The organism is Micromonospora sp. LOL_025 (assembly GCF_048060285.1).
Lineage (GTDB): Bacteria > Actinomycetota > Actinomycetes > Mycobacteriales > Micromonosporaceae > Micromonospora.
In genome coordinates, this window is record NZ_JBHMIR010000008.1 from 66507 (window position 1) to 90770 (window position 24264).

Consider the following 24264-nt stretch of genomic DNA (forward strand, 5'->3'; position numbering starts at 1 on the left):
CCGGTCCGAACCTCCGACCGGGGCACGCGTGCCCGAGGCGTCGTCCGCGGCACCCCCGGTCGGCCCAGCGAAGCCCAACTGCCCGGCCGCGCCCGGACTGCCCGACCGCCCGGCTGCCCCGCCGCGCCCGACTACCCGGCCGCGCCCGACTGCCCGGCCGCGCCCGGGGAGGGCTCGAAGAGGTGGGCGAACGCCGCGAGATTGGCGGTGGACTCACCCCGCTTGACCCGCCACTCCCACTCCCGCCGGATGGAGCTGCCGAAGCCGATCTCCAGCATCGTGTCGAAGGACTCGTCGGCGTACGTCAGCACCGCGCCCAGCAGCCGGTCCAGCTCGTCGGCGTCGATCCCGGCCGGGTTGACGCGACCGGTCAGATAGATGTCGCCGACCGCGTCGATGGAGAACGACACGCCGTACATGCGGGCGTTGCGCTGCAACAGCCAGGCCCACAGCTCCTCGCGCCGCTCGTCCGGCTGGCGCATCACGAACGCCTCGATCCGCAGCGCGTGCTCCCCGAGGATGAGGTTGCAGACCGTCTTCAGCTTGTGGGTGCCCGGCAGCGTGACCGCGTACGAGCCGGGGCCGGTCGACTCCCAGGCCAGCTCCCGCTCGTCGCAGACCGACTCGATCAGGGCCGCAAGATCACTCTTCCCGCTCATCGGATCCACTCTACGGCCGCCACCGACCCGGCACAGGACGACGACCGCCGGCACGACAGCAGGCCGGCGGATCGGCACGACAGCAGGCCGGCGGATCGGCGCGACAGCAGGCCGGCGGATCGGCGCGACAGCAGGGTGGCGGATCGGCGCGACAGCAGGGTGGCGGCCGGCGCGCGAACGGTCACCAGGAGCAGGACATCGCGGGACCGCAGGCCAGCTCGGAGGCGAGCCGGGCCCGGTGCGCGGCGATGGCCTCGCCGTAGACGGTGAGCAGCCCGGAGGCGGTGCGGTGCCAGGAGAAGTTGCGGGCGTGCCGGGCGGCGCCCCGGGCCAGTTCGGCGCGGTGGAGCCGGTCCGGCAGCAGGCGCTCGAGCGTACGGGCCCAGTCGGCCGGGTCGTGGCCGTCGATCAGCACGCCGCTGACCTGGTCCCGCACGGCGGTCACCAGGCCGCCGACGGCGGCGGCCACCACCGGCGTACCGCAGGCCTGTGCCTCCAGCGCGACCAGGCCGAAGGACTCGTTGTACGACGGCACCGCGACCAGGTCGGCGGCCCGGTACAGGGCGGGCAGGTCGTCGCCGGTCTGCGGAGGCAGGAAACACACCCGGTCGGCGACGCCGAGCGTGCCGGCCAGCTCCATCAGGGCGGTCGGCCGGTCCAGACCGCTGCCGCTGGGGCCCCCGCAGATCACCACGGTCACCTCGTCGGCGAGCACCGGGTCGCGCTCGCGCAGCGCGGCCACCGCGCGGATGAGCACGTCCGGGGCCTTCAGCGGCTGGATGCGGCCGACGAAGGCCACCACGTACCCGGTGGCGGGCAGCCCGAGCCGGCGGCGGGCCTCGACGGCGACGTGGTCGCGGTCGCCCGGGGCCGGGCGGAACCGGTCCAGGTCGACGCCGGGCTCGACCACGGCGACGCGGGCCGGATCGGCGTCGTACCGGTCGATCAGGTCCCGGGCCTCGACCGCCGTGTTCGCGACCAGCCGGTCGGCCTCGGTGACCACCTGTTCCTCGCCGATGACGCGGGCCTTCGGCTCGGGCCGGTCCCCGGCGGCGAGCTGGGCGTTCTTGACCTTCGCCAGGGTGTGCGCGGTGTGCACCAGCGGCACGCCCCAGCGCTCCTTGGCCAACCAGCCGACCTGGCCCGAGAGCCAGTAGTGGGAGTGGATCAGGTCGTAGTGGCCCGGGGGCCGGGACGCCTCGGCGCGCAGCACGCCGGCGGTGAAGGCGCAGAGCTGCCCCGGCAGCTCCTCCTTGGTGAGCCCTTCGAGGGGGCCGGAGGTGACGTGCCGGACGTGCACCCCGGGCGCCGTCTCGACCACCGGGGGCAGGTCGCCGGAGGTGGCCCGGGTGAAGATCTCCACCTCGACGCCCGCCTCGGCCAGCCGCCGGGCGACCTCCAGGATGTAGACGTTCATGCCGCCGGCGTCTCCGGTGCCCGGCTGGTGCAGGGGCGAGGTGTGCACCGAGAGCGTCGCGATCCGCCGGGGGCGGGGCCACGGGCGCGCACCGCGCTGACGACCCACACCGGTGTGCAACTCCGCCACGTCCGCTCCCTTTGTCACGGTTTATGCCGTCCGCACGCCCGGCGCCCTTCGGACAACGTCTCCGGCCGATGTCATCTTCCCCATCGGGCATTCGTAATGCGCCGGGACGGCGCCCGGGCGTGACGGACCTCATCACCACGCCGCCGACGCCCGCCAAGGGGGCCCGGGGGAGAATGGCCGGATGACCTCTGTCGCCGTCGTCACCGGAGCGTCCAGCGGGATCGGGGCGGCCACCGCCCGCCGGCTCGCCGCCGAGGGATTCCACGTCCTCGCCGCCGCGCGGCGTACCGACCGGTTGGCCGCCCTGGTGGCCGAGATCGAGGCCGCGGGGGGCGCGGCCACCGCCGTGGCCTGCGACGTGACCTCCGACGAGTCGGTGGCCGGCCTGGCCGCGGCGGCGGCGGCCCTGGGCCCGGTCACCCTCCTGGTCAACAACGCCGGCGGCGCGCGCGGCCTGGACCCGGTCGAGTCCGGGTCGGTCGGTGACTGGCAGTGGATGTACGACGTCAACGTGCTCGGCACGCTGCGCGTCACCCAGGCGCTGCTGCCCGCGCTCGAGGCGTCCGGGGCCGGCACCATCGTGGTCGTCTCCTCGACCGCCGGCTTCACCGTGTACGAGGGCGGGGGCGGCTACGCCGCCGCGAAGCACGCGCAGACGGCGATCGCCGGCACGCTGCGGCTCGAACTCTGCGGCCGGCCGGTGCGCGTGATCGAGATCGACCCCGGCATGGTCCGGACCGACGAGTTCGGGCTGGTCCGCTTCGATGGTGACGCCGAGAAGGCGGCGGCGGTCTACGCCGGGGTCGCCGAGCCGCTGGTCGCCGAGGACGTCGCCGACTGCATCGCCTGGTGCGCGACGCGCCCGCAGCACGTCAACGTGGACCGCCTCGTCGTACGCCCGCTGGCGCAGGCCGCCCAGCACAAGGTGCACCGGGTCGGCTGAGCCGGCCCGGACGGTCGCGGAGATGGCGGGCACGGTGCGGCACCGGCCGCTCGGCGTGGTGACCCGGGGCACGACGAACCCGAACCGGCTCCGCCGGGTGGACAACTGGATCGTCGAGACCTGCGGGGAGGCGCTGCGCGAGGCGGCCGACCCGCTGGTGGTGGACCTCGGCTACGGTGCCAGCCCGGTGACCGCCGTCGAGCTGCGCGCCCGGCTCGCCACCGCGGTCCGACCCGACGTGCGGGTCGTCGGGCTGGAGATCGATCCGGTACGCGTCGCCGCCGCCCAGCCGTCCGCCGACCCGCCCCGGCTAACCTTCGCCCGGGGCGGGTTCGAGCTGGCCGGGCTGCGGCCCGCCCTGGTCCGCGCGTTCAACGTCCTGCGCCAGTACGACGAGCGCGAGGTCGCCGACGCCTGGCGCACCATCACCGCCGGGCTGGCCCCGGGCGGGCTGCTGGTCGAGGGCACCTGCGACGAGTTGGGGCGGCTCGGCGGCTGGCTGCTGATCGACGCCGACGGCCCCCGTACGCTCACCCTCGCCGCGAAGCTCACCACCCTGGACACCCCGGCGGAGCTGGCCGAACGGCTGCCCAAGGCACTGATCCACCGCAACGTGCCCGGCGAGCGGATCCACGACCTGATCCGCGCGCTCGACGACGCCTGGCACGCCGCCGCCGGCTACGCCCCGTACGGCCCGCGCCAACGCTGGCTGCGCGCGGTGTCCGCGATCCGCGAGGCAGGCTGGCCGATCCTGGACGGCCCCCGCCGCTGGCGCCACGGCGAACTCACCCTCCCCTGGCCCAAAACCGCCCCCACCCCACCCTGACCCACCACCCCCACCCCACCCGCCCGCCCCCGCCCCGCCCCGCGCTGTCGATCATGCAGTTGTGGTGGCCGTTTCGTGGCGTTACGAGGCTTTTGCACCCCACCACAACTGCATGATCGACGCGCACAAGGACGGGCGGGCGGGAGGGGGACGGGGGGCGGGGGGTTAGATGGTGCAGTTGATGAGGATGGGTTCGGGGTGGAGGGTCACGCCGAAGCGGTCGTGGACGCCGTCACGGATCTCCCGGGCCAGCTCGACCAGGGACGCGGTGCTGGCGGTGCCGCTGCGGTTGGTCAGGGCGAGGGTGTGCTTGCTGGAGATGGCGACGCCCTCCGGCCCCGGGTGGCCCTTGCCGAAGCCGGCCTTGTCGATCAGCCAGGCCGCGCTGACCTTCACCACGTCACCCGCGCCGGGCCAGGCGGGCGGCTCGCCGATGTCGGCGGCACGCTCCCGCAGCAGCTCGTACGCGGCGACGTCCAGCACCGGGTTGGTGAAGAACGAGCCGACCGAGCGGGTGTCCGGGTCGGCCGCGTCGAGCACCATGCCCTTGCCGGCGCGCAGCCGCAGGACGGCGGCCCGGGCGTCGGCCAGCGGCACCCGGTCCCCCACCTGCACGCCGAGCGCCCGGGCCAGTTCCGCGTAGCGCACGGGGCCGGACAGCGGCGAGCGGGCGAGCCGGAAGTCGACGGAGAGCACCACCCAGCGGTCGCTGTACTTGAAGATGCTGGAGCGGTACGCGAAGCCGCAGTCGGCGGCGGCGATCCGCCCGACGGTCCCCTCCACCCGGTCGTGGACCACGACGCCGGTGATGGTCTCGGCGACCTCCTGGCCGTACGCGCCGACGTTCTGGATCGGGGTGGCGCCGGTCGAGCCGGGGATGCCGGAGAGGCACTCCAGCCCGGACCAGCCGTTGGCGACGGTGGTGGCGACCAGCTCGTCCCAGGGCTCGCCGGCCTCGACGCGTACGGTGAGGGTGTCGGCGTCCTCGGCGACCACCCGCAGGCCCCGGGAGCGCACCAGGACGACGGTGCCGGGGAAGCCGGCGTCCCCGATCACGACGTTGCTGCCCCCGGCGAGCAGCAGGACCTGCTCGTCGCGGCCGGCCGCCTCCCGCACGGCCCGCACGATCCCGTCGGCGTCGTTGCCTTCGACGACGCGGCCGGCCGGGCCGCCCAGGCGTAAGGTGGTGTATCGCGCCAGGTCGCACGTCGTGGCGGGTTCGGTCCCGGTTGTCGGCTGGGCGTAGACGTCTGACACGCCTTTCACCCTAGGCTGAGGGGTAGCCGCGGCGCCCACTGGTGGCCCGGTCACCCCCGGGAGGATGGCGATGAGCAGACTGCATGGCACGAAGGACTTCTGGTTGGGAGCGCTCCGGGCGGAGGGCCCGGCGTTCGCCGCAGCCGTGGCCGAGGCGCCGCCGGAGACACCGGTGCTGTCCTGTCCCGGCTGGACCGTCGCCGACCTGACACTGCACCTCACCTCGATCTACCGCTGGGTGCACTCGTTCGCGGGCACGGGCGCGGCCACCCCGTCGCCCGGCGGGTCGAAGCCGGTCGAGCCGGAGCCGGGCGTCGCCCCGCTCCAGCTCTGGCAGCAGGCGTACGACCGGATGATGACCCTCTTCGACGGCCTGGACCCGGAGGCCCCGGCGTGGAACTGGGCGCCGCAGCCGAAGCGGGCGGGCTTCTGGCCGCGCCGGATGGCGCACGAGACCGCGGTGCACCGGTGGGACGCCCAGCTCGCCATCGCGGCGGGCGAGCCGGTCGAGGCGAAGCTCGCCGCCGACGGGGTGAGCGAGATCCTGGACACCTGGCTGCCTGCCGGCCGGCGCCGCACCGCCGGCCAGTGGCGCGGGGTGGTGCAGATCTCCGCCGTCGACGCCGGGCAGGAGTGGTTCCTGCGGCTGCGCGGCGAGGGCGTGGCCCTGCTCGACACGGCCACCATCTTCGATCACGACGACCACCACGCCCGGGCGCAGGTCAGCGGCACCGCGAGCGACCTGCTGCTGGCGCTCTGGGGCCGGGTCGGCCTCGACACGCTGGACGTGGCCGGCGACCGCACCCTGCTGGAGGGCCTCCGCGTCGGCTGATCCACCGCCGCGCGGAGCCGGGCCCCGAGGGCTCCGCGCAGTCCCACCGCACGTACGACGAGAGTGGCCGCCCGGCACAGGCGGCCACTCTCTTCGCGTCCGACCCCATCGGCAATCGGCTGAGAGCGCTCTCTTGACACCGGCGGGACCAACCACCACCCTGTCGTGAGAGCGCTCTCTCAGCCCTGCTCCACCACCTGCCTCACCACCTCAGACGACCTGAGAGGGGTCCGACCAATATGGGTGTCTTTCCGCGCCGCCGCCTGGCGGCGGTGGCCCTCGTCGCCGCCACCGCGCTGTTCGCCACCGCCGGCTGCGCCGGCGACGAACCCGCCGAGGACGGCAAGATCACGTTGACCGTGGACGTGTTCAGCCAGTTCGGCTACGAAGAGCTCTACAAGGAATACATGGCCAGCCACCCGAACGTGAAGATCGTCGAGCGTGGCACGGGCACCAACCTCGACGACTACTCGCCGAAGCTGACCCAGTGGCTCGCCGCCGGCAAGGGTGCGGGCGACGTCGTCGCCATCGAAGAGGGGTTGATGGTCGAGTACAAGGCCAACCCCGACAACTTCGTCAACCTGCTCGACCACGGCGGGGCCGAACTCCAGGGCAACTTCCTGGAGTGGAAGTGGAAGGGCGGGATGACCCAGGACGGCAAGCTGATCGGCCTGGGCACCGACGTCGGCGGCATGGCCATGTGCTACCGCAAGGACCTGTTCGCCAAGGCCGGCCTGCCCACCGACCGCGAGGCGGTGTCGAAGCTCTGGCCGACCTGGCAGGAGTACATCAAGGTCGGCGAGCAGTTCAAGGCGAAGAACACCGGCGCCGCGTTCCTGGACGCCGCGACCAACATCTTCAACACGATCGTGCTCCAGACGGCCGGCAACGCGCAGGGCTACCACTACTACGACACCAGCGGAAACCTGGTGGTGGACAGCAACCCGGCGGTCCGGCAGGCCTGGGACACCACCATGGACATCATCGACTCCGGCCTCTCCGGCAAGTACGGCTCCTGGTCCGAGGAGTGGGTGTCGGCCTTCAAGCAGGCCAAGTTCGCCACCATCGCCTGCCCGGCCTGGATGACCGGCGTCATCGAGGGCAACGCCGGCGCCGAGGCCAAGGGCAAGTGGGACATCGCCCGGGTGCCCGGCAACGGCGGCAACTGGGGCGGGTCGTGGCTCGCCGTGCCGACCCAGAGCAAGCACCGCGCCGAGGCGATCGAGCTGGCGAAGTTCCTGACCAGCGCCAAGGGTCAGATCGGGGCGTTCAAGGCCAAGGGCCCGCTGCCCTCCTCGCCGCAGGCGCTGGCCGACCCCGCGATCGTCGACGCCAAGAACGCGTACTTCTCCGACGCCCCCGTCGGGCAGATCTTCGGCGAGGGCGCCAAGACGCTGAAGCCCGTCTACATGGGGCCGAAGAACCAGGCCGTCCGCACCGAGGTCGAGAACGCCGTCCGGACGGTGGAGCTGGGTCAGCGCAAGCCCGAACAGGGCTGGACGGACGCGGTCAACAACGCGAAGAAGGCCGCCGCCAAGTAGCCCGAGCCGGGGATGCGGGCGGGAGGGCGCCGGGGGCGCCGGTCCCGCCCGCACCCGGGAAAGGAGTGGTCCGGGCATGACCGTCCAGCTCGACCCGCGCCCGCCGGTCGCACCGGCGCCCCGCACCGGTCGGCGTCCACCGACGATGCGGTTCAGCCGCCTCGACACGAAGTACTCGCCCTACCTGTTCATCGCCCCGTTCTTCGTGCTCTTCGGGGTGTTCGGGGCGTACCCGCTGATCTACACCTTCTGGGTCTCCCTGCACGACTGGGACCTGCTCGGCAGCAACCACCCGTTCGTCGGGCTGGAGAACTACAGCCGGCTGCTGGAGGACGCCGACTTCTGGCACGCCGTGGTCAACACCCTCGGCATCTTCGTCATCTCCACCGTCCCGCAACTGCTGGCCGCCCTCTGGCTGGCCAACCTGCTCAACCGGCAACTGCGGGCCCGGACGACGTTCCGGATGGCGGTGCTGATCCCCAACATCACGTCGACGGCGGCGGTCGCGATCGTCTTCGGTGTCCTCTTCGGCCGCGAGTTCGGCATGGTCAACTGGCTGCTCGACCTGGTCGGGATCGACGCGATCGAGTGGAAGTCCAACCGGTTCGCGTCCTGGGTGGCCATCTCCACCATGGTCGACTGGCGGTGGACCGGCTACAACGCGCTGATCTTCCTGGCCGCGATGCAGGCCATCCCGCGCGACCTCTACGAGTCGGCCGCCATCGACGGGGCCGGCCGGGCCCGCCAGTTCTGGTCGATCACCGTCCCGCTGCTCAAGCCGACGATCATCTTCACCGTCATCATCTCCACCATCGGCGGCCTCCAGCTCTTCACCGAGCCCCGGCTGTTCCACTCCGGCACCAACCCGATCCGGGGCGGAACGCTACGGGAGTCGCAGACCGTGACCATGTACATGTTCGAGAACGCCTTCGCGCCCCACTACAACTTCGGGTACGGCTCGGCGGTGGCGTGGCTGCTCTTCGCGCTGATCGCGGTCGTCGCGGCGATCAACGTGCTGCTCCTGCGCCGGCTCGGCGGCACGAAGGCCCCGAAGGCGGACGCGGAGTCGAAGGAGGGAGCGCGATGAACCGCCTCTGGGCCGCCAGCCGGCTCACCTACGCCGCGCTGATCGCCGCCGGGATCATGTCGATCTTCCCGATCTACTGGATGTTCGTGGTGGCGAGCCGCTCCAACGACGCGATGGGCCAGCTGCCACCCCCGGTCACCCCCGGCGGCAACTTCGGCGCGAACGTGTCCCGGCTGCTGGACAACACCGACGCGTACTTCGTCGCCGGCCTGGTCAACTCGGCGATCGTCGCGACCACGGTCACCGTCTCGGTGGTCTTCTTCTCCACGCTGGCCGGGTTCGCCTTCGCCAAGCTGCGGTTCCGGGGGCGCAACGCGCTGCTCATGGTGATCATCGCGACGATGATGGTGCCCACCCAGCTCGGCGTCATCCCGCTCTACCTGCTGATGACGAAGCTGAACTGGAACGACCGGCTGCCGGCGGTGATCGTGCCGGCCCTGGTCACCGGCTTCGGGGTGTTCATGATGCGGCAGTACGCGGGCCAGGCGGTCAGCAACGAGCTGATCGAGGCGGCCCGGGTGGACGGCTGCAACACCGCGCGGATCTACTGGAACGTCGTGCTGCCGGCGCTGCGTCCGGCCGCCGCCGTGCTGGGACTGCTCACGTTCATGACGACCTGGAACGACTTCCTCTGGCCGTACGCTGTCCTCAACGACCCGGAGAACCCCACCGTGCAACTGGCCCTGCGCACCCTGTCCGACGGGTACTACACGGACATGTCGCAGGTGTTCACGGGGACGGCCATCGCGACCCTCCCGCTGTTGCTGGTCTTCGTCCTGTTCGGCCGCCAGATCATCGGCGGCATCATGGAAGGTGCGGTCAAGGCGTGAGCACTCTGCGATTCCCCGACAACTTCGTCTGGGGTGCGGCCACCGCCGCGTACCAGATCGAGGGCGCGGCCACCGACGACGGTCGCGGCCCGTCGATCTGGGACACCTTCAGCCGTACGCCGGGCAAGGTCCACCACGGCCACACCGGCGACGTTGCCTGCGACCACTACCACCGGTACGCCGACGACGTGGCGCTGATGGCGGAGCTGGGGCTGCGGGCGTACCGCTTCTCGGTGGCCTGGCCCCGGATCCAGCCGGACGGCACCGGCCCGGTCAACACGCGCGGCCTGGACTTCTACGACCGGCTGACCGACGCGCTGCTGGCCCGGGGCATCGACCCGATCGTCACGCTCTACCACTGGGACCTGCCGCAGGCCCTCCAGGACCGGGGCGGCTGGACCAACCGCGAGACCGCCGAGCACTTCGCCACGTACGCCACGGCGGTGCACACCCGGCTCGGCGACCGGATCCGCACCTGGACCACGCTCAACGAGCCGTGGTGCTCGGCCTACCTCGGCTACGGCAACGGGGTGCACGCCCCCGGCGAGCAGGACCCGGGCGCGGCCTTCACCGCCGTGCACCATCTGCTGCTCGGGCACGGCCTGGCGGCCCGCGCGCTGCGCGCGGCCGGCGCGCAGACCGTCGGGATCACGGTCAACCCGGCCGACGTGCGCGCGGCCGACGCGGACAGCGCCGCGGACGCGGCGGCGGTGCGCCTGGTCGACGGCCTGCACAACCGGATCTTCCTCGACCCCCTGCTGCGGGCGGCCTACCCGGACGACGTGCTGGAACACGTGGCCCGCATCGTCGAGCCGACGTTCGTCCGCGACGGCGACGAGAAGCTGATCGCCGCCCCGATCGACCTGCTCGGCATCAACTACTACGCCCCCACCTACGTCGCCGGACGGCCGGACGGCGCGGGCGGCAGCGCCTGGCCGGGCACCGAGGGCGCGGTGGAGTTCCTCCCGCCGACCGGGCCGCTGACCGACATGGGGTGGATGATCGAACCGGCCGGGCTGACCCGGCTGCTGGAACGCATCGCCAGGGACTACCCCGGCGTGCCGCTGATGGTCACCGAGAACGGCGCGGCGTTCCCCGACAAGGCCGACGCCGACGGCGCCGGGCAGGTGGCGGACGCGGACCGCATCGCCTACCTCGACGGGCACCTGCGCGCGGTGCACGAGGCGATCTCCCGGGGAGTGGACCTCCGGGGCTATCTCGTATGGTCGTTGCTGGACAACTTCGAGTGGGCCGAGGGCTACCGTCGACGGTTCGGCATCATCCACGTCGACTACCTGACGCAGCGACGCACACCGAAGTCCAGCGCCCGGTGGTACCAGGAGGTGATCTCCCGGAACGGGCTGTGACGAGGGTGGTAACGGGGATGACGACGGCGCAGCGGCCGACACTGGAGGCGGTGGCCCGGCGGGCGGGCGTCTCGCGGGCAACCGTGTCCCGGGTGGTGAACGGCTCCACGACGGTCGCCGAGCCCATCCGGGACGCGGTCCGCCGGGCGGTGGCCGAGCTGGGGTACGTGCCGAACCTGGCCGCCCGCAGCCTGGTCACCCAGCGGACCGACTCGATCGCCCTGGTGCTGCCGGAGGCCGCCACCCGGGTCTTCTCCGACGACCAGGTCTTCCCCGGGATCATCCGGGGCGCGGCGCAGGAGCTGGAGGCGGCCGACAAGCAGCTCGTGCTGATGCTGGCCGGCTCGCCCGCCGGGCACGACCGGGTCGAGCGCTACACCACCGGCCGACACGTCGACGGGGTGCTCTTCGCCTCGCTGCACGGCGAGGACCCGCTGCCCGGCCGGCTCGCCCGGCTGGGCATCCCGGTCGTGTGCAGCGGTCGCCCGCTCGACGGCGCCGACGTGCCCTACGTCGACGTCGACCACGTCGGCGGGGTGGCCACGGCGGTGCGGCACCTGCTCGACGGCGGACGCCGCCGGATCGCCACCATCGCCGGCCCGCAGGACATGGTGGCCGGCATCGAGCGCCTCGCCGGCTACCGGAACACGGTCGCCGAGGCCGGCCTGCCGGAGCTGGTGGCGACCGGCGACTTCACCCGCGAGTCCGGGGCGACGGCGATGCGGCAGCTCCTCGCCGAGCACCCCGACCTGGACGCCGTCTTCGCCGCCTCCGACCTGATGGCGCACGCCGCCCTGCGGACGCTGCGCGAGGCGGGGCGGCGGGTGCCCGACGACGTGGCGGTGATCGGCTTCGACGACATCGAGACGGCCGCGTACACCGAGCCGCCGCTGACCACCGTCCGCCAGCCGATCGTGCAGCTGGGCCGGCAGATGACCCGGCTGCTGCTGCGGCTGGCCGCCGGCGAGGCCATCGAGCCCGTGGTGCTCCCCACCGAGCTGATCGTCCGCGAGTCCGCCTGACCAACCGGCGGATAACCGGTCGAGCCGCGCGGGGGTCCGGCGGTAGCGTCACCGCCGTGGCCCCACCGACCCGGCTGATCCGCGTACCCGCCCTCTCCGACGTCGCCGAGTACGCGTACGCGGCCACGGTCGAGCCGCCCGCCCGGCTGGTGTTCACCGCCGGCGCCTGCCCGCTCGACGCCGAGGGGCGGACCGTCGCGCCCGGCGACCCCGTCGGCCAGGCCCGGCAGGTGATGACGAACCTGGAGACCGCCCTCGCGGCGGCCGGGGCCCGGCTCACCGACGTCGTCAAGACCACCGTGTACGTGGCGTCGTCGCGCCAGGCCGACCTGGTGGCCGTGTGGGAGGTGGTGCGGGACGCGTTCGGCGACCACGACCCGCCCAGCACCCTGCTCGGGGTGGCCGTGCTCGGCTACTCCGACCAGCTCGTCGAGGTCGAAGCCGTCGCCGTCGTACGCGAGGAGAACTGACGTGCGGATCCGGACCGCCCGCCCCGACGACGCGCCCGCCGTGGTGGCGATGCGCGCGCTCGTGCACCCCTACCTGGTGCGCGGCGTCGAGTCGACCCGACGCATGATCGCCCAGCCCCCGCCCGACGAGGAATGGACCGCGTACGTCGTCGAGGTGGACGACACGGTCATCGGCTGGGCGTCGGCCTACCGCAACGCCCAGACCTCCGAGCCCGACGTCGGGGAGATCTCCACCCTGCACGTGCACCCCGAGCACCGGGGCCGCGGCGCCGGCACCGCGTTGCTCACCGCCGCGCTGGGGCACCTGCGCGACATCGGGATGCGCCGGGTGCGTACCTGGGCGCTGCCGGAGTCGCTGCCGTTCGCCCGCCGGCACGGCTTCACGCCGAGCCGGGAGCTGCGCTACTCGGCGCTGGACCTGCGGCCGGCGCCGCCGATGCCGGAGTCGCCGCCGGGCGTACGGCTGCTTGCGCTGACCGACGTCGAGCCGCGTCGGGTCTACCTGGCCGAGGTGGCGGCGGCGGCCGACGAGCCGGAGGACGTGCCCGCCGACGCGATCAGCTACGAGAGCTGGCGCTCCGAGATCTGGGACAGCCCGGGCCTGGACCGCGCGGCCAGCACCGCGGCCGAGATCGGCGACGAGGTGGTGTCCTTCAGCCTCGTCCAGCGCGACGGCGACCGGATGTGGTCGGACTACACCGGCACGCTGCCGGCGCACCGGGGACGCGGGCTCGCCCGACTGGTCAAGACGGCGGCACTGCACCGCGCCGCCGCCGACGGGGTACGCGTCGCCTACACCTCGAACGACGAGGCGAACGCGCCGATGCTCGCGGTCAACGTCGGGCTAGGCTACCGCCCGGTCGGCTCGAGCTGGTCCTGCCTGCGCGACCTTTCCTGACGGGTCCCGGTCAGCGGCCCCTTCGTGGGGTTCCAGGCGGCGACCTTCCTGACCGGTCCCGGTCAGCCGGCCGCGTGGCCGGGCCCGGGCGGCGCAGGCACGGCTCGCTCCTCCGTGATGGACTGGCCGAGGGAGCGGCGGGCCAGCAGGGCGGCTCCGGCGACGGCGGCCGGCATGACGATCACCGCGCCGAGCGGGATCAGGAAGCAGACGAAGACCGCCACCCCGAAGCCGAGCGTGGTCGGCCGGTCCGCCTTGAGGTGTGCCCGCCGGTCCGGCAGCCGCATCCCGCGCCGGTAGAAGGGTGCCCCGACGAGTTCCACGGCGAGCAGCCAGCCGCCGACCGCCGCCCCGATCACCGGCACCACGGTCTGGCCGACCACCGGGATGAAGCCGGCGGCGAAGAGCGGGATGCCGAAGAGGACCGACAGGCCCACCAGCCGCAGCGAGTCGGCGATGCTACGCCGCAGCGACGGCCAGAACGGCACGTCGACCGCGTTGGGGGTGCCGCCGAGGCGCTCCTCGACCCGTTCGGAGATCTTCTCGTAGAACGGGTCGCCGATGATCAGGGTGACGGCGGTGAAGCTGACCACCGCGAGCAGGCCACCGAGGCCGAGGAAGGCCAGCCCGGCGACCACGCGGACGAGGCTGCGCGAGGTGGTCGACCAGTCGTCGGCGAACGGGGTGACCAGCGCGGCCAGGTCGTCGACGAAGTACGCCAGGGTGGCGAACGCGGTCACGAAGATCGCGCCCGAGATCAACGCCGGAATGACGCCCAGCAGCATCAGCCCGGGACTGCGGACGTAGAGGCCGAGGCCGCGCAGGAGCAGGCCCACGCCGGTGAAGAACCGGCCGGCGGCACCGGTCACTGGCGCGGCGATGCGGGGTGCGTTCACGACCGCAGAGCCTAGTTGTACCGCTCCGGACCCGCGCGCTACTGCCAGGTGGCGGTGTCGGGGTCGATGTCGTGGGCGCGTGCGTTGGCGTCGATGCTCTGCCGGAACCACGTGGCGAGGCCGGCGCGGATGCCGTCGTAGTGGGCGGCGAACCCGGGGTCGGCCTCGTACATGCGCCCGAGACAGACCTGCATCTGCCTGGTGAGGGGAAAGTACGAGGTGAACACCGCACGGTGCCGCTCGACGAGTCGGTTGGCCTGCGGGCTGCCAGGGGTGACACCGGCGTCCATCGCGTCGGCGAGGGCACGGTCGAGGTCGGCGACCGCGTCGGCGACGGCCTGCCACTCCTCCGGGCTGCGGAAGGCCGAGCGTTCGGCGTACTGCTGCCACTGCGTCGTGTCTCCGTAGCGCTGGCGGGCCTGGGCGGGCGAGTCCGGGTCCCACCGGGGGCCGAAGATCGCGGCCTGCTGCCCGGCGGTCAGCAGCAGGCCGCGTTCGTGGGCGGCGATCATCCGATCCAGGCCGACGCTGAGCTGCTGGAGGCGGTCGATCCGTTGGGCGATCTGGGTGCGCTGCGCGCGCAGCGCGCCGGGCACGTCCGCCGTCGAGTCGTCCAGGATGGCCCGGATCCCGTCCAGGCCGAGGCCGAGTTCCCGGTAGACGACGATGCGGTGCAGGCGTTCCAGGTCCCCGGCGGTGTAGAGCCGGTATCCGCCGGTCGTGCGCAGCGACGGTCGCGCCAGGCCGATGTCGTCCCAGTGGTGCAGCGCGCGGACCGTCACGCCCAGACGCGTCGAGACCTGGCCGACGGTCAGGCCGTCGGCGTCGGTGGCGTCAGGCATGCTCCTCATTGTCGCCGCGACCGGCGCCCGGTGGGGTGATCCCGATGGCTTCAAGGTTCCGCGCCTCCTGACTGGCCGGATCGAAGGGCTTCGCCGCGGTGAAGACGATCCGTGCGTTCTCGGGGGTGATCACCTCCACGTCGCGGGTGTTCCAGGGGGTGTCCCGTGGGCCGTCGACCGAGTCCGGGCGCAACGCGCGGCAGGCCTCGACGAGGGAATCGACCTGGTTGAGCACGCCCGAGAAGCTGAAGCTCATCGCCGGTGCCTGCGCCGGAACGCTCTCTGCCGAGCGGAGGAGCACGTCCTGGAACGCCCACCGGCGCAGGTGCACGAGCGTGCCGGGGATGCTGAACAGCTCGAAGAACCCGAGACCACGAGTCCAGAAGTCCACCGATGCCGCCAGGTCGGTCGTGGGGATCGTCACGAACGCGGGCATTCCGTAGATGCCCCGGAACGGCAACGGCGCGACCGCGTCCGCTCCGGGGGTGGGCACGGGACTCATCTCGAAAGCGTCGTAGTAGTCACTCATGCACCCCACCCTCCGGCCTCACGCACCGTGAGGGTCAAGCCGGATCCGTGACCATCTCGACAGGGGACCGGACGACGCCGGAGAGGCGGGCCACCGGCTGGGGCGGCCGAGCGGGCACGGCAGGATGGACGGGTGCGGGCGGCCCGGTTGATCTCGTTGGTTCTGCTGCTCCAGGCGCGCGAGACGATGACCGCGGCGGAGCTGGCGCGGGAGCTGGAGGTCTCCGAGCGGACCGTCTACCGGGACGTGCTGGCGCTCTCCGCCGCCGGGGTGCCCGTCTACGCCGACCGGGGCCGCACCGGCGGCTACCGGCTGCTCGGCGGCTACCGGACCCGGCTGACCGGGCTGACCCGGGACGAGGCGGAGGCGCTCTTCCTGACCGGGCTGCCCGGACCGGCGGGCGACATGGGGCTCGCCGACGCCGTCGCCTCGGCCGAGCTGAAGGTGCTGGCCGCGCTGCCGCCCACGCTCCGGGACGCCCCGGCCCGCACCGGGCAGCGGTTCCACCTGGACGTGCCGGGCTGGTTCCGGGAGGTGGGGCCGCCGCCGTGGCTGACCGAGCTGGCCGGCGCGGTCTGGCGGGACCGCGTGGTCGAGCTGCGCTACCGGCGCGGCGACCGCGAGGTGACGCGCACCGTGCGGCCGTACGGGCTGGTGCTGAAGAACGGCGTCTGGTATCTGGTGGGCCGCGTCGGCGACGACCTGCGCACCTACCGGGTGGACCGGGTCACCGGCGTGCGGGTGGACCCGGAGACCTTCGACCGGGACGAGGGCTTCGACCTGGCCGGGTACTGGCGGGAACAGGCCGAGGCGTTCCACCGGGACGTGCTGCGGGAGCGGGCCACCGTCCGGCTCAGCCCCGCCGGCCTGCGCCAGCTCCGGCACGTGGCGGACGCCCCCTTCGCGTACGCCGAGGCCGTCGCCGCCGCCGGCGGCCCCGACGGGCAGGGCTGGGTGGTGACCCGGCTGCCCGTCGAGTCCGTCGACGTCGCGTACCACCAGCTGCTCGGGCTCGGCCCGGAGGTGGAGGTGCTCGACCCGCCGGAGTTGCGGGCGCGGCTGGCCGAGGCGGCCGAGCGGACGGCCCGCCGCTACGCCCGCCCGGGCCCCGACCCCGATCCGGGTCAGCGGTAGCCGGTGTCGTCGGCCGGCAGGCCGGGCTCCACCACCTCCGTGTTGTAGCGCGCCCAGTGCGGCCGGGTGCCGTCCAGGTCGGTGAAGCCGTACACCTGGGCCAGCCCTCCGCTGTCGAGCGACTCGCCGTTCCAGCGGGCCCGGTCCGGGTCGGCGGCCAGGGCGGCCACCGCGCGCCCGACGAAGGCCGGCGTCTCCGACATGACGAAGTGCGGTTCCTTGGCGGCGCCGTCGCGCCAGTTCTCCTCGGTGACGCCGTAGTGCTCCAGCATCGCCTCGGACCGCAGCCAGCCCGGGGTGAGCGCGACGGCGGTGCAGCCGTGCGGTTTCAGCTCGTGCGCCCAGCTGAAGGCGAGCCGGTTCACGGAGACCTTGGCCAGGTCGTAGAAGACCGAGAGGCGGTAGTTGGCCTCGTTGTGCTCCCGCGTGCCGTCGCCGACCTCCACCACCAGGCCGCCGGGACGGCGGATCATCAGCGGCAGGGCGAAGTGGGCGGTGACGATGTGCGTGTCGATCGCCAGGCGCAGGCTGCGGAAGCCGGCCTCCAGCGGTTGCTCCCAGACCGGCTTCTCCCAGGTGGTCAGGGGGTCGCCGCCCCAGATGTCGTTGACCAGCACGTCGAGCCGGCCCTGCTCGGCGTCGATCCGGGCGACCAGGTCGCGGACCTGCTCGGGTACGAGATGGTCGACCCGGACCGCGATGCCGGTGCCGCCGGCGGCGGTGACCAGTTCGGCGGTCTCCTCGATGGTCTCCGGGCGGTCCATCTCGGAGCGGCCGGCCCGGCTGCTGCGGCCGGTGGCGTAGACCGTGGCACCGGCGGCGCCGAGCTGGACCGCGATCTGCCGGCCGGCGCCCCGGGTCGCCCCGGCGACGAGCGCGATCTTTCCTGTCAGCGGTTTCGTCATGCGGCGAGCCTGTCAGCGATACCTGACAGCCGAAGTCCGGTTTCGCGAAGCCGTGTCGTCCGTCATGCTCGCCGGCATGCACCTGCTGCTCTCCGGGATCGTCGGCTCGGTCGCGTACGGTCTGGCCGGGCCGGGCTCCGACGTCGACCGGATCGGCGTCTTCGCCGCGCCCACCGTCGCGTTCCACGGCCTGCACCCGCCCCGCGAGTCGGTGGTGACCACCGAGCCCGACGTCACCCTGCACGAGGCGGCGAAGTGGTGCCGCCTGGCGATGAGCGGCAACCCGACCGCCACCGAGCTGGCCTGGTTGCCGGAGGACTGCTACGAGACCCGTACGGAGTTCGGCGACCGGTTGGTCGCCATCCGCTCGGCGTTTCTCAGCGCGCCCCGCGTCCGCGACGCCTACCTGGGCTACGCCGGCCAGCAGTTCCGCAAGCTGGAGTCCCGGGGCGACGGCACGTTCTCGGCCGACACCCGGCGGCGCACCGCCAAGCACGCCCGGCACCTGGCCCGGCTGGTGCACCAGGGCCGGCTGCTCTACGCCACCGGCGTGCTGGAGATCCGGCTCGCCGACCCGGAGTGGTTCCGCAGCTTCGGCGAGCGGGTGGCCGGCGGCGCGTTGGACGAGGCCCGGGCGCTGATCGCCGACGCGGAGCGGGACTTCGACCGCGTCCGCACCCCGCTGCCGGACCGCCCGGACGAGGCGACCGTGGAGCGCTGGCTGCTCGACGTGCGCGCCGCCCACCTGCCACCGGTTCCCTCCACGCCCTGACCTCCCCGGGCCGCTCCTGGAGGGGCCGTGCGGGGGTGGGTCACTGCACGTCGAACTCGTTGCCCTCCGGGTCGGCCATGGTGGTGTGCACGCTGCCGAAGTCGGCCACCTCGCGCAGCACGGTGGCGCCGAGCCCCTCCAGCCGCCGCACCGTTGCCTCCCGCTCGGCGGGGCCGACGTGCAGGTCGACGTGGAGCCGGTTCTTGACCTGCTTGCGCTCGGGAACCTGGTGGAACAGCAGCCGGCGGCCCAGCCCGGTGCCGCTGGCCTGGTCGACCGGGTCGTCGGGGTGCCGGACGGCGGCCAACTGCCGCCACGCCTTGCGCCCGTCGATGTCGAGGTACGCCTCCGGCCCGATTGCGCCGCCGCCGAGCAGGCGCTCGATCAGCCCGCTGTTGTCCTCGATCTCGTAGCCGAGAGCCGCCGCCCAGAACCGGGCCTGCGCGTTCGGGTCGGCGCAGTCCACGACGAGCTTCCACTCCACGACCATGGCGTCCTCCTCGATGTCCGGCGACCGCCCTCACGATCGTCTAGGTAACCAGTTATAGTGGTTACATGACCGACGGCGCAAGCGGACTCGCCCTGACCAGCCCCGAAGGGACCCGCTACCTCTTCGACCCCGGTGCGCTCTGCCTGGAGCTCCTCACCACCGGCGGCCCGGGCGCGCTGGCCCGCTACGAGGTACTGCACCGGCCCCGCGACCTCGCCGACTGGCTGGCGCTGTCCCGGCTGCGCCTCGACCCCGCCCGGATCGAGGTGGCCGCCGACGAACTGGTGGCCGCCCGCCGGCTACGGGACGCGCTGTGGCGGCTGGTCTGCGTACGCACCGGGGCCCGGCCGCCGGCCGGCGATCCGGCCACCTTCGACGCGACGCCCGACGACCTCGCCACCCTCAACCGGGCGGCGGCCGACGTACCGCTGGCGCCGCAACTCGCCCCCGACGGGGCGCGCGCCTGGGCGCTGCCGGCCACCGGCGGACAGCCGCTGGCCAGCATCGCCCGGGATGCGGTGGACCTGTTCACCGGCCCGTACCGCGACCGCATCCGCGAGTGCGCCACGCACGACTGCTACCTCGTCTTCGTGGACACCTCGCGCCCCGGTCGGCGACGCTGGTGCGCGATGGAGCGCTGCGGCAACCGGCACAAGGTCCGCTCGCTGCGCGCCCGCCGCGCGGAGTAAACCCGTTGCCCGGCGGCCGCGGTCCCCTGTTAGGGTTCCGGCACGCCCTCGTCGAGGAAAGGGAGGTGAGCGCCGTGTCCACGACATCGCTGTGCTCCCGCCCGGCCACGAGGGCACCACGGTTCTGAGCCGGGGGCACGAAACCCGGAAGGACCTCATGACCGACCTGGTCATCCGCCCGCTCACCGCGGGCGAGGAAGCACTGTTCGACTCCCTGCCCCGCACCAGGCTGGTGGGGCGGGCCGCCTTCGGCGACAACTACTCCGACATGGCCGCCGACGGTCAGTACCGTCCCGAGTGGAGCTGGGTCGCCCTGCGCGCCGGCACCGTGGTGGCCCGCGCCGCCTGGTGGGGTGGGCCGGACGACGAGTCTCCGCTGGCCCTCGACTGGCTCGACTTCACCGACCACGAGGCCGCGGTCCGGCTGCTGCGTACCGCGCCGCTACGGGCCGAGTACTCCCTCTCGCTGCCATCCGGCTGGCGGGACGACCCGGCCGTCCGGGCGGAGGCGCAGGCCCGGATCGACGCGGCGACCGCCGCCGGCATGTCCCCGCTGGTCGCGCGGTACCGGTACCGGTGGACGCCGGAGCAGGGGCTGCCCGCCCGGCCCGGCCGGTTGGAGTTCCGCCCGGAACCCGACGACGCCGTGATCCTCGACGTGCTGCGCCGCATCGGCGAGGGAAGTCTCGACGCCCACACCCGCCGCGCCGCCGCCGAGCACGGGCCGGATGCGGCGGCGCGGGAGGAGCTGGACCTGTTGCGCTGGCTGCCGAGCCCGCGCGACTGGTGGCGGCTGGCCTGGACGCCAGCCGGTGAACTGGTCGGCGTCACCGTGCCGGCCCGCAACCACAGCGATCCGGTCGTCGGCTTCGTCGGCGTGGTGCCCGAGCAGCGCGGGCACGGCTACGCGTACGACCTGCTGGTCGAGGCCACCCACCTGCTCGTCGAGGCGGGAGCGGCCGAGATCGTGGCGGCCACCGACCAGACGAACCACCCGATGGCCGCCGCCTTCGCCCGGGCGGGCTACCCGATCGAGCGGGAACGCCTCGACCTCGTGTGACGGCCCGGCTCCCGGCGTCGACGACCGGCGCCGGGAGCCACCCGGTTCAGTCCGCCAGCCGTACGCGGACCCGACGGTTGGCCCGCCCCTTGCTCTCCACCTTGACCACCTGCACCTTGCCGATCTGCGCGGTGGAGGCGACGTGCGTGCCGCCGTCGGCCTGGACGTCCAGCCCGACGATGTCGACGATCCGCACCTCCTGCTCCTCCGGCGGGATCAGGTTCGACTGGGTACGGATGATGTCGGGCAGGGCGAGCGCCTCCGCCCGGGGCAGCACCCGCACGGCCACCGCCCGGTCGGCGGCCACCTCGGCGTTGACCAGTTCCTCGATGCGGCTCTTGAAGTCCGACGGCACCTCGGGCAGGTTGAAGTCCATCCTGGCCTCGCCCGGCTCCATGTTGCCGCCCGTGACGAGCGCGCCGAAGTCGCGGAACACCACCCCGCAGAGCACATGCAGCCCGGAGTGGGTCCGCATCAGCCGGGTGCGCCGGTCGTCCTCGACCGCGCCGGTGACCGCCGTTCCCGCCGGCGGCAGCGGGTCGCCCTCGGCCGGGACCAGCCAGAGGTCGTCGCCCTTGCGGGTGCCGACGATCCGGGTCTGCACCCCCTGCCAGAGCAGTACGCCGTGGTCCGGCGGCTGTCCGCCGCCGCCCGGATAGAACGCCGACCGGTCCAGCACGATGCCCTGCTCGGGATCGGCGTGCAGCACCGTGCACTCCCACTCCCGCAGCGTCGGATCGGCGAGGTCCAGCCGGTGCGTACGACCGTGGTGTGTGACGCCCATGTCAGGGCACGTTACTCGTTGAGGAAGGCGGATATCCGGCTTCGCAGGTCGGCGCGTTCCGTCCAGAGGACGCCGGGCCGGTCGTACACGTGCAGGGTGGCCCGGGGCAGCGCGGCCGCGAGCTGCTCGGCGACCTCGACCGGGTGCAGATCGTCGCCGACGCAGCCGATCACCAGGGCCGGCGCGGCGACCGCGGCCAGCTGGCCGGCGTCGTCCAGGGGTGCCTGCTCGGGCAGGCTCGCCAGACCCGGGGCGAGCCCGTCGCGCAGGAGCTGGTCGAGGCGCTGGCGCAGGTAGGCCCAGCCGGCCGGGGTGTTGCGTACGGCGGACGGCAGCTCGGCCTGGACCACGTCGGCCACGGCGGAGGCGTCGCCACTCTCCACGGCCTCGAACAGCGCGGTCAGCCGGGCCCGGGCGACCTCGCCGCGCGGCCGGTCGAGCACCGCGGGCAGGAAGACGACGAGCCGCTCGAAGCGTTCGGGGCTCTCGGCGAGCAGCCGGCAGAGCGCGCCGGCACCGAGGCTGGCGCCGAAGGCCCGGGTGGCGCCGCCGAGGTCGGCGACCGCGCGCAGGTCACGGGCGAGGTCGAGGTAGCTCCACGGGCCGGGCGGCGCGTCGGAGCGGCCGTGCCCGCGGAACTGGAAGAACAGCTTGCGGCCCGTCACGCCGCTGCCGAACGGCCGGGTGGTGGCGATGCCGTTGCCCAGCCCGTGGGCGAACACCGTGACCGGGTCACCCGTGCCGGTGACGAGCTGCTCCAGGCGTACGCCGTGCGGCGTGGCGACCAGCTCGGTGTCCGGCTCCGGCAGGGCCGGCCGGCCGGTACGCGGGGCGCCCGGGCCCGGCCCCCAGGTGCGGGGCCCGCCGTCCGGCGGCGGAGGCCAGCGGAAACCCCTCACCAGAACCCTTTGCCGTCGCTCAGGTCGCGCAGCCCCACCCGGACGTCGAGCAGGTAGATCAGGCCGGCGGCGATGCCGATGAGCCCGAAGAGACTGATCGGGCCGAAGCCGAGCAGGGTCAGCACCAGGCAGACGGCGAGGATGCCGATCCAGCCGCCCTTGGGCAGGGTGCCGATGGCGGAGAAGGCGTCGGAACGCTGGGTGATGGCGTGCACCAGGGCGATGCCCTGCACGATCAACGCGAAGACGAGCAGGATCAGCTCGACCACGTAGCGAACATCGAAGGCGAAAAGCGGCGCGGCGTAGGCCATGCCGGCAAGCTTATGCCGGTGACCCCGGATACGTCCGACAGGACGCATCCGGGGTCACCGGCGGAACGAACTACTCGGCGGCCGGGCGGGTCCGCTTGGTGGCCCGGGGCAGCTTCGCCGACGGGGTGGCGGCCGGCTTCGCGGCGGCCTTGGTGGCCCGGGTCGTCGCCTTCTTCGCGGCGGCCGGCTTGGCCTCCAGCACCTCGGCCACGTCGGCCGGGGTCGGCACCTCTTCGGTGACGGCCGAGGTCGGCACCTCTTCGGTGACGGCCGGGGTCGGCGCGTCGGCGGTGACGGAGCGCACGGTAGCCGGCTTCGCGAGGGCCTCGGCCGGCTCGGTCCCGGCCTCGGTCGCCTCGATGTCGGCGTTCACCGTCTCGGCGGCCTCCAGCACGCCGGCCCCGACGACCCGCTCACCCCGGGCGACCAGCGCGACGTACGCGGCCTGCGCCCGCTCCTGCGCGGCCTGGGCGCCGGCGACCACCACGGCGGCGTTGCGGGTCGCCACCGCCCGGAGCCGGTCCAGGTCCGCGACCTCACGCAGCCGCTCCAGGTCGGCGACCTCGCGCAGCTTGTTCAGGTCGGCGGCCTCGCGGAGGCGCTTCAGGTCCAGCTCGGTGGGGACGGCCTTCTCGCGCAGGCTGCCGGCGGTCAGGTTCGCCGTACGCAGCGTGTCGTTGGCCTTCTGGCGCAGCTCGACGCCGGTGACGACGGCCTTGCCACCCAGGTCGGCGACGACCTTGGTGCCGAGGTCGGTCACCACGGCGGGGAGCTTGCGCAGCTGCTGGAGGGCGAGCTCGCCCGCGCCCGCGGCGGCGTAGATCGGGGCCGGGATGCGGTTGGTCTTCGGCTGGGTCATCACTTCTCCTCTTCGGCCGCGTCGGCGGCCTTTCGGGCCGCGTCGCGGGCGGCCTTCTTCTCGGGGGTGTCGGTCGGGGCGGGGGCGGGGCCGGCCTCGGTGACGGCGACCGACTCCAGAACGGCCTCGGTCGGGGTGCCCTCCGGTGTGGTGGGGCCCGTGGCGGCGAGGTTGGCCAGGTCGGGCGCCGCCTCGACGGGATCGGGCGTGCCCGCGCCAGGGGTGGCGTCGGCCCCGGCGGTGGGCGTCGCGCCGGTGGCCGCCGCGGTCGCCTCGGCGAGCCGCGCGTTCTCCCGGCGGAACGTCTCGTAGATCTGGGTGAGCGACTGCTTCTGCGCCATCGTCAGGTCGGGGTCGACGGAGATGGCCGCGAGCACGCCCTGGCCCTCCTTGTCGTCGAGCAGCCCGGCCCGCAGGTACATCGCCGGGGTGGAGACGCGCAGCGCGCTGGCCAGTTGCTGGAGCACCTCCGCGCTCGGCTTGCGCAGGCCGCGCTCGATCTGACTGAGGTACGGGTTGCTGACCCCCGCCTGCTCGGCGAGCTGTCGGAGCGAGATCTTCGCGTTGCGGCGCAGGTCGCGAATGAACCCGCCGACGTCGGGAAGGTCCTTACCAGTGGCCATGGCCCGACGCTAACGCGCCGCGCTAGCTCCTGCAAGCAAAGTGCTAGCCAGAGTTAGCGAGGTCTCATCCGCAGCCGCCCCCATGGTCAGGAGTCCGGGCGTCCGGGCCCGCCGCCCGGCGGCGGTGCGGACCGCGCACCGCCGCGTCGACGCGCGGCGATGCCCCGACGGAAGGCGCCGCACGCCCTCACCT

General features: G+C 73.4%; 27 protein-coding genes. 14 read left to right on the top strand and 13 right to left on the bottom strand.

What is annotated here, in order from left to right; all coding sequences use genetic code 11:
• Positions 1-131: 131 nt before the first annotated feature.
• Together ACFHW0_RS13215 and mshA are read right to left on the bottom strand one after the other, a co-directional pair.
• Positions 132-659 (bottom strand): YbjN domain-containing protein, encoded by a 528-nt coding sequence (locus ACFHW0_RS13215; RefSeq protein WP_416607570.1) that lies wholly within the window; start codon positions 657-659, stop codon positions 132-134.
• A 181-nt stretch (positions 660-840) separates the two neighbouring features.
• Entirely contained in the window at positions 841-2205 is a 1365-nt protein-coding gene (mshA, locus tag ACFHW0_RS13220) for a D-inositol-3-phosphate glycosyltransferase (RefSeq protein WP_416607571.1), read from the bottom strand.
• 181 nt (positions 2206-2386) lie between these two features.
• Between mshA and ACFHW0_RS13225 the strand changes: the two genes are divergently transcribed.
• Positions 2387-3148: an SDR family NAD(P)-dependent oxidoreductase gene (locus ACFHW0_RS13225; RefSeq protein WP_416607572.1), complete on the top strand. Its 762-nt coding sequence runs from the start codon at positions 2387-2389 to the stop codon at positions 3146-3148.
• 22 nt (positions 3149-3170) lie between these two features.
• Positions 3171-3974 (top strand): class I SAM-dependent methyltransferase, encoded by an 804-nt coding sequence (locus ACFHW0_RS13230; protein WP_416607573.1) that lies wholly within the window; start codon positions 3171-3173, stop codon positions 3972-3974.
• Positions 3975-4139: 165 nt separating this feature from the next.
• On the opposite strand, the gene ACFHW0_RS13235 is transcribed toward ACFHW0_RS13230, so the two are convergent.
• A complete protein-coding gene (locus tag ACFHW0_RS13235) occupies positions 4140-5231 on the bottom strand; it encodes a UDP-N-acetylmuramate dehydrogenase (RefSeq protein WP_416607574.1) in 1092 nt (363 codons plus the stop codon).
• A 70-nt stretch (positions 5232-5301) separates the two neighbouring features.
• Between ACFHW0_RS13235 and ACFHW0_RS13240 the strand changes: the two genes are divergently transcribed.
• From ACFHW0_RS13240 to ACFHW0_RS13275, 8 genes are all read left to right on the top strand, one after another.
• Positions 5302-6063, top strand: a complete 762-nt coding sequence (locus ACFHW0_RS13240) for a maleylpyruvate isomerase family mycothiol-dependent enzyme (protein ID WP_416607575.1) — start codon at positions 5302-5304, stop codon at positions 6061-6063.
• 239 nt (positions 6064-6302) lie between these two features.
• Entirely contained in the window at positions 6303-7604 is a 1302-nt protein-coding gene (locus ACFHW0_RS13245) for an ABC transporter substrate-binding protein (protein WP_416607576.1), read from the top strand.
• A 76-nt stretch (positions 7605-7680) separates the two neighbouring features.
• Positions 7681-8691, top strand: coding sequence for a carbohydrate ABC transporter permease (locus ACFHW0_RS13250; protein ID WP_416607577.1), 1011 nt, complete (start codon positions 7681-7683; stop codon positions 8689-8691).
• The gene (locus ACFHW0_RS13255; RefSeq protein WP_416607578.1) at positions 8688-9521 is read left to right on the top strand and encodes a carbohydrate ABC transporter permease; all 834 of its coding nucleotides are present in this window, start codon (positions 8688-8690) and stop codon (positions 9519-9521) included. The genes ACFHW0_RS13250 and ACFHW0_RS13255 overlap by 4 nt, the downstream gene beginning before the upstream one ends.
• Positions 9518-10888 (top strand): GH1 family beta-glucosidase, encoded by a 1371-nt coding sequence (locus ACFHW0_RS13260; RefSeq protein ID WP_416607579.1) that lies wholly within the window; start codon positions 9518-9520, stop codon positions 10886-10888. The genes ACFHW0_RS13255 and ACFHW0_RS13260 overlap by 4 nt, the downstream gene beginning before the upstream one ends.
• A gap of 17 nt (positions 10889-10905) precedes the next feature.
• Positions 10906-11910, top strand: coding sequence for a LacI family DNA-binding transcriptional regulator (locus tag ACFHW0_RS13265; protein WP_416607580.1), 1005 nt, complete (start codon positions 10906-10908; stop codon positions 11908-11910).
• Between the two features lie 56 nt (positions 11911-11966).
• Positions 11967-12380, top strand: a complete 414-nt coding sequence (locus ACFHW0_RS13270; protein WP_416607581.1) for a RidA family protein — start codon at positions 11967-11969, stop codon at positions 12378-12380.
• Between the two features lies 1 nt (position 12381).
• Positions 12382-13278 carry a GNAT family N-acetyltransferase gene (locus ACFHW0_RS13275; RefSeq protein WP_416607582.1) on the top strand — a complete coding sequence of 299 codons (897 nt, stop codon included), beginning with the start codon at positions 12382-12384 and terminating at the stop codon, positions 13276-13278.
• Positions 13279-13340: 62 nt separating this feature from the next.
• On the opposite strand, the gene ACFHW0_RS13280 is transcribed toward ACFHW0_RS13275, so the two are convergent.
• Genes ACFHW0_RS13280 through ACFHW0_RS13290 form a run of 3 tightly spaced genes read right to left on the bottom strand, consistent with a single transcriptional unit; the run spans position 13341 to position 15545 of the window.
• Positions 13341-14174, bottom strand: coding sequence for an EI24 domain-containing protein (locus ACFHW0_RS13280; RefSeq protein WP_416607583.1), 834 nt, complete (start codon positions 14172-14174; stop codon positions 13341-13343).
• Positions 14175-14212: 38 nt separating this feature from the next.
• Positions 14213-15016: a MerR family transcriptional regulator gene (locus ACFHW0_RS13285; protein WP_416607584.1), complete on the bottom strand. Its 804-nt coding sequence runs from the start codon at positions 15014-15016 to the stop codon at positions 14213-14215.
• The gene (locus ACFHW0_RS13290; RefSeq protein WP_416607585.1) at positions 15009-15545 is read right to left on the bottom strand and encodes a VOC family protein; all 537 of its coding nucleotides are present in this window, start codon (positions 15543-15545) and stop codon (positions 15009-15011) included. The genes ACFHW0_RS13285 and ACFHW0_RS13290 overlap by 8 nt, the downstream gene beginning before the upstream one ends.
• 132 nt (positions 15546-15677) lie before the next feature.
• On the opposite strand from ACFHW0_RS13290, the gene ACFHW0_RS13295 reads away from it, so the two are divergent.
• Positions 15678-16679, top strand: a complete 1002-nt coding sequence (locus ACFHW0_RS13295; RefSeq protein WP_416607586.1) for a helix-turn-helix transcriptional regulator — start codon at positions 15678-15680, stop codon at positions 16677-16679.
• Here the strand turns inward: ACFHW0_RS13295 and ACFHW0_RS13300 are convergent.
• On the bottom strand, positions 16670-17584 hold the full coding sequence (locus tag ACFHW0_RS13300; protein ID WP_416607587.1) for an SDR family oxidoreductase: 915 nt from the start codon (positions 17582-17584) through the stop codon (positions 16670-16672). The genes ACFHW0_RS13295 and ACFHW0_RS13300 overlap by 10 nt on opposite strands.
• Before the next feature lie 76 nt (positions 17585-17660).
• Between ACFHW0_RS13300 and ACFHW0_RS13305 the strand changes: the two genes are divergently transcribed.
• Positions 17661-18356 (top strand): DNA polymerase beta superfamily protein, encoded by a 696-nt coding sequence (locus tag ACFHW0_RS13305; RefSeq protein ID WP_416607722.1) that lies wholly within the window; start codon positions 17661-17663, stop codon positions 18354-18356.
• 40 nt (positions 18357-18396) lie between these two features.
• Here the strand turns inward: ACFHW0_RS13305 and ACFHW0_RS13310 are convergent, their stop codons facing one another.
• A complete protein-coding gene (locus tag ACFHW0_RS13310) occupies positions 18397-18846 on the bottom strand; it encodes a VOC family protein (protein ID WP_416607588.1) in 450 nt (149 codons plus the stop codon).
• A 65-nt stretch (positions 18847-18911) separates the two neighbouring features.
• Here ACFHW0_RS13310 and ACFHW0_RS13315 point away from each other — a divergent pair, with 65 nt between their 5' ends.
• Both ACFHW0_RS13315 and ACFHW0_RS13320 read left to right on the top strand, forming a co-directional pair.
• Positions 18912-19535, top strand: a complete 624-nt coding sequence (locus tag ACFHW0_RS13315) for a CGNR zinc finger domain-containing protein (RefSeq protein ID WP_416607589.1) — start codon at positions 18912-18914, stop codon at positions 19533-19535.
• Between the two features lie 157 nt (positions 19536-19692).
• Entirely contained in the window at positions 19693-20595 is a 903-nt protein-coding gene (locus ACFHW0_RS13320; protein ID WP_416607590.1) for a GNAT family N-acetyltransferase, read from the top strand.
• Positions 20596-20641: 46 nt separating this feature from the next.
• Here ACFHW0_RS13320 and ACFHW0_RS13325 read toward each other — a convergent pair whose 3' ends face one another.
• From ACFHW0_RS13325 to ACFHW0_RS13345, 5 genes are all read right to left on the bottom strand, one after another.
• Positions 20642-21379 carry an alanyl-tRNA editing protein gene (locus ACFHW0_RS13325; protein WP_416607591.1) on the bottom strand — a complete coding sequence of 246 codons (738 nt, stop codon included), beginning with the start codon at positions 21377-21379 and terminating at the stop codon, positions 20642-20644.
• 11 nt (positions 21380-21390) lie between these two features.
• On the bottom strand, positions 21391-22278 hold the full coding sequence (locus ACFHW0_RS13330) for an alpha/beta fold hydrolase (protein WP_416607592.1): 888 nt from the start codon (positions 22276-22278) through the stop codon (positions 21391-21393).
• Positions 22275-22589 (bottom strand): DUF2516 family protein, encoded by a 315-nt coding sequence (locus tag ACFHW0_RS13335; protein ID WP_121400023.1) that lies wholly within the window; start codon positions 22587-22589, stop codon positions 22275-22277. The genes ACFHW0_RS13330 and ACFHW0_RS13335 overlap by 4 nt, the downstream gene beginning before the upstream one ends.
• A gap of 70 nt (positions 22590-22659) precedes the next feature.
• Positions 22660-23451 (bottom strand): hypothetical protein, encoded by a 792-nt coding sequence (locus tag ACFHW0_RS13340; protein ID WP_416607593.1) that lies wholly within the window; start codon positions 23449-23451, stop codon positions 22660-22662.
• The gene (locus ACFHW0_RS13345; RefSeq protein WP_416607594.1) at positions 23448-24071 is read right to left on the bottom strand and encodes a helix-turn-helix domain-containing protein; all 624 of its coding nucleotides are present in this window, start codon (positions 24069-24071) and stop codon (positions 23448-23450) included. Before ACFHW0_RS13345 ends, ACFHW0_RS13340 begins: the two co-directional genes overlap by 4 nt.
• Positions 24072-24264 lie beyond the last annotated feature (193 nt).

Bases quoted from the DNA above. Each gene is read 5' to 3' on its own strand.
- ACFHW0_RS13240 (WP_416607575.1), top strand. From the start codon at position 5,302: ATGAGCAGACTGCATGGCACGAAGGACTTCTGGTTGGGAGCGCTCCGG.
- ACFHW0_RS13285 (WP_416607584.1), bottom strand. From the start codon at position 15,016: ATGCCTGACGCCACCGACGCCGACGGCCTGACCGTCGGCCAGGTCTCG.
- ACFHW0_RS13345 (WP_416607594.1), bottom strand. From the start codon at position 24,071: ATGGCCACTGGTAAGGACCTTCCCGACGTCGGCGGGTTCATTCGCGAC.
- ACFHW0_RS13310 (WP_416607588.1), bottom strand. From the start codon at position 18,846: ATGGTCGTGGAGTGGAAGCTCGTCGTGGACTGCGCCGACCCGAACGCG.
- ACFHW0_RS13325 (WP_416607591.1), bottom strand. From the start codon at position 21,379: ATGGGCGTCACACACCACGGTCGTACGCACCGGCTGGACCTCGCCGAT.
- ACFHW0_RS13315 (WP_416607589.1), top strand. From the start codon at position 18,912: ATGACCGACGGCGCAAGCGGACTCGCCCTGACCAGCCCCGAAGGGACC.
- ACFHW0_RS13305 (WP_416607722.1), top strand. From the start codon at position 17,661: ATGCACCTGCTGCTCTCCGGGATCGTCGGCTCGGTCGCGTACGGTCTG.
- ACFHW0_RS13230 (WP_416607573.1), top strand. From the start codon at position 3,171: ATGGCGGGCACGGTGCGGCACCGGCCGCTCGGCGTGGTGACCCGGGGC.
- ACFHW0_RS13335 (WP_121400023.1), bottom strand. From the start codon at position 22,589: ATGGCCTACGCCGCGCCGCTTTTCGCCTTCGATGTTCGCTACGTGGTC.
- ACFHW0_RS13255 (WP_416607578.1), top strand. From the start codon at position 8,688: ATGAACCGCCTCTGGGCCGCCAGCCGGCTCACCTACGCCGCGCTGATC.
- ACFHW0_RS13265 (WP_416607580.1), top strand. From the start codon at position 10,906: ATGACGACGGCGCAGCGGCCGACACTGGAGGCGGTGGCCCGGCGGGCG.
- ACFHW0_RS13320 (WP_416607590.1), top strand. From the start codon at position 19,693: ATGACCGACCTGGTCATCCGCCCGCTCACCGCGGGCGAGGAAGCACTG.
- ACFHW0_RS13290 (WP_416607585.1), bottom strand. From the start codon at position 15,545: ATGAGTGACTACTACGACGCTTTCGAGATGAGTCCCGTGCCCACCCCC.
- ACFHW0_RS13300 (WP_416607587.1), bottom strand. From the start codon at position 17,584: ATGACGAAACCGCTGACAGGAAAGATCGCGCTCGTCGCCGGGGCGACC.
- ACFHW0_RS13245 (WP_416607576.1), top strand. From the start codon at position 6,303: ATGGGTGTCTTTCCGCGCCGCCGCCTGGCGGCGGTGGCCCTCGTCGCC.
- ACFHW0_RS13250 (WP_416607577.1), top strand. From the start codon at position 7,681: ATGACCGTCCAGCTCGACCCGCGCCCGCCGGTCGCACCGGCGCCCCGC.
- ACFHW0_RS13225 (WP_416607572.1), top strand. From the start codon at position 2,387: ATGACCTCTGTCGCCGTCGTCACCGGAGCGTCCAGCGGGATCGGGGCG.
- ACFHW0_RS13215 (WP_416607570.1), bottom strand. From the start codon at position 659: ATGAGCGGGAAGAGTGATCTTGCGGCCCTGATCGAGTCGGTCTGCGAC.